The organism is Saliphagus sp. GCM10025334, assembly GCF_042663485.1.
Classification (GTDB): domain Archaea; phylum Halobacteriota; class Halobacteria; order Halobacteriales; family Natrialbaceae; genus Natronosalvus.
In genome coordinates this window covers 1-3,020 of sequence record NZ_JBHTAF010000013.1, presented here as the reverse complement: position 1 = coordinate 3,020, position 3,020 = coordinate 1, and the positions used below count along the sequence as shown (strand labels likewise).

4 protein-coding genes are annotated in these 3,020 nt (G+C 58.2%); all 4 read right to left on the bottom strand.

The window, feature by feature from the left end; translation table 11 throughout:
* Nucleotides 1-1,028, bottom strand: a 1,028-nt coding sequence (locus ACFQO4_RS21175; protein ID WP_500262720.1) for a putative type IV secretion/conjugal transfer ATPase, incomplete at its 3' end; no start/stop codon positions are given.
* A complete protein-coding gene (locus tag ACFQO4_RS21170; protein ID WP_500262719.1) occupies nt 1,028-1,960 on the bottom strand; it encodes a TraC-like domain-containing protein in 933 nt (310 codons plus the stop codon). The genes ACFQO4_RS21175 and ACFQO4_RS21170, both read right to left, overlap by 1 nt.
* Nucleotides 1,961-2,095: 135 nt before the next feature.
* On the bottom strand, nt 2,096-2,482 hold the full coding sequence (locus tag ACFQO4_RS21165) for a hypothetical protein (RefSeq protein WP_312912667.1): 387 nt from the start codon (nt 2,480-2,482) through the stop codon (nt 2,096-2,098).
* Nucleotides 2,483-2,558: 76 nt separating this feature from the next.
* A partial coding sequence (locus ACFQO4_RS21160) for an AAA family ATPase (RefSeq protein WP_500262718.1) occupies nt 2,559-3,020 on the bottom strand: 462 nt, incomplete at its 5' end.

Sequence of the window (3,020 nt, the reverse complement as noted above, 5' to 3'; positions counted from 1 at the left end):
AGCGGATCGAGGACGAGCATTTCGATCTCGGGATCCATCATCAGGCGATGGTACATCTCGTGCTTCTCCGCGAACGTCTTCCCCGATCCCATCTTCCCCGCAATCGCTTTCGAATACGACGAGAGCCGATACCGATCCAACAGAACGGGCGTGTTGGTCCCGTCGAAGCCATAGAAGACACCCTCCGGGTCAGCTACAGCGGGCTCAATAAATGGGAACATTGTCCCGACGGCCGTCTCCTGCATGAGCTGGGTCGCCTTAATCGGATCGTCGCCCAGTGGGGCCAGCGCGTCCTGAGATTCGATCTGGCGTTTCTCCAGCGTGACGGCTTTGGCATTTGCGGCACCCACCGTTTCGATGACGCGTTCGGTCGCATCATCGAGTTCTTGCTTGGTGTCCGCAATGACCTCGATGTAGATCGCGAAGTCGAAGAGTTTCGTCTCACCGAGGATAATGTCCCAGATGAGCTCTTTGACCATGTCGCGGTCAGCCTCGGCTTCGTGAGTGTTGGTCTGATTCTTCTCGTATTTCTTGTGCAGTCGGGCTCGCAACTGGGTGAGGCGTTTCTGGAGCTTGCGGAGAACCGATCCCGTATCGCGGGGCCTGATATGCTGGGTGACGCGGACGTGGTCGTTCGTCGTGTACAGATCCTCAAGCCATCCCAGTGGAACTCGCTCGGGATAGCCGTGGATGGTCAGGGTGCGGACGAACTGGTCGTTGCGAACCATGTAGCCCGACTCGAAGAGGTTCGAAACCTCCTGGAGTTGACGCGGAGCGATGACGTCACGGTCGGCCAGCGACTGTTCGGTTTCGTCCTGAATGACGCCAAGCCGGAGCTCGCCGTCGTCGACGTCCTCGACTTCGAGCAAGTACCTGGCCTGCTTGCGGATATTCTCCTTCGTGAGGTCGTCGCCGTTCGCCTCGAGGACCTCCGCAGCGCGGTCAAACGTCTCGTCGTCGATATCATCGATGCTGGGTTCGCTACTCCCCACAGGAAGCCACGAGCGGAAGCGGTCGAATCGCCCCATCAGTACTCGCCCTCCGTTTTCGTCGCGTGCGAAAATTTCTCGAACTTCGGATCGACGTGGTTGTAGTAGTGATAGAGGATCTCCATCGTCTCCTGGCGATCGGTAACACGCTCGATGGAGACGTCAGTCCGACCGAGTGTGTTCGTAATCCGACGCTGGCGTTGCCGGACCTCGCGGATACAGAGTTCGGTTCGGGCTTCTTCGTGGGAGCCGCCCAGTGGCGTTCGATTGACGATTCCCGAACAGACCCTGCCGATAACCGGAAGCGTCCTGAGCTGACTCAACACGCTTCCTGTATCGAGATCCTTGTGGACTTGGTCCGCCTCGACGCGCGTGACGATGTAGAAATCGCGCTGTTTGAGATCCTCGTCTTCGATGTTGGTGTTGGCCCACTGGATGTAGAATTTGCGTCCGTACTGGAGGATTGGCGTCTGGCCGCGTGAAGCCATGCTCGCACCCGCTGTATAGAACTGCTCGAGATGGCCGGTCAGATCGAACGTCTTTGGATAGCAGGGAACGGCAACGCTCGACTCGAGCGACATGAGGAACGACATGTACGCACTCATCGTGTCGCGTTTCGCCTGGTCACTGAGCGAGAGCCAGTTTTGGGGGTGGACTTTCAGGAGGCCGATGTAGCTGTTCTCGTCGACGGCGATGCCGTCGTCACGGACGTAATCGAAGCCGAGTTTCGTCTGAGTGGTCGTGGGCTCGCCGAGTCGATTCTCGAGGTCGAAGTGGTCGCGAGCCCGAGCCCTTTCGCGAGCGGTCGGGAGATCGGTGTCGATGTCGTCGAGGAATCTATTGAGTGCCCGGAGAACTTCGAGGTCGGACTCGGGTGCTGCCGACGATGCTCCGTTACGAGTCGCGGCAGTCGGATGGTCATCGTTCTGTGACTCGGAATCCGGGGTCGAGTGCGACTCAGTTGCTGACACGCTCGTCGTCGATTGTCCGGCTGAAGTATCGAGTGAAGAGTTCGCGTTGGCTGTCTCGTCAATTTCGTGTTCCCCATCGCTGCCGGCGACGGTTCCATCAGTAATCTCGTCAGAGGAAGAAGAGCCCATGCGCGGTTACCTCGATTCGGTCTCCTGTTCAGCTTTGATCGTCTCGATGTCGAGGCCTTCCTGCCGGACGCCGACGACGTCCTGGACAACAGCCGTCTCTGCCTCGGGTCGAGTACGGCGATTGTAGTACGAGTTCGACGAGAGATAGTAGTCAGCGGCGGCACGGGCGTAGCTGATCGGCCGTTGGCCAGCGGGCGCAACGAGGAGGATGAGGATGCCAAGTGTGAGACCGATGCCGCCTGCAATCAGGAAGAGCGTGCCGGTGAATCCGAGGCTCTGGGCGATGCCGAGGGCGAGAAACGGGATGACGAGAACCTCGCCGGCTTCGCGGGCGGTGAGACCGAAGATCAACTTCGTGTTGATAATCCGGCCTGCGATGGGGAAGGTCTCCATGTAATCGTTCCTTTACAAAGATGGATAGTTAATAGTTTCCTTAGTATGTCGGTTTTTCCATTGCATTCATGATTTGTTAGGTATCTTTGTCCGTAAAGCGATTCGGGAACGACTCGTGAAGATCAGCGAGCGTGATTGCCTCGGCATCACGCTCAGCTGCGTGCATTGCGGCGTCGTCGACGATTCCCACGATGTCAGCACTGCTGAGCCCTTCAGAACGCTCGGCCAACTCGTGATAGTTGTCCTCGTCAAGAGCGGTCGGGAGTTCACAGAGTCGTACGCGGAAGATCGCCTCACGAGCGTCGTGGTCGGGGAGGCCGATTTCGTACTGCTGGTCAAACCGTCCTCGGCGTGTAGCAGCCTCATCGAGGAGGTCGGCTCGATTCGTCGCTGCGATTACGAGGAAATTCGGGTTCTCGTCGTCCAGATGCGCGAGGAACTCATTGACGACCTGGGCGTGCTCTCGGTGGAGGTCATTTCCACGGTCAGCGAGGAGGGCATCGATTTCGTCGATGAAGATGACGCACCGGTCGAACTG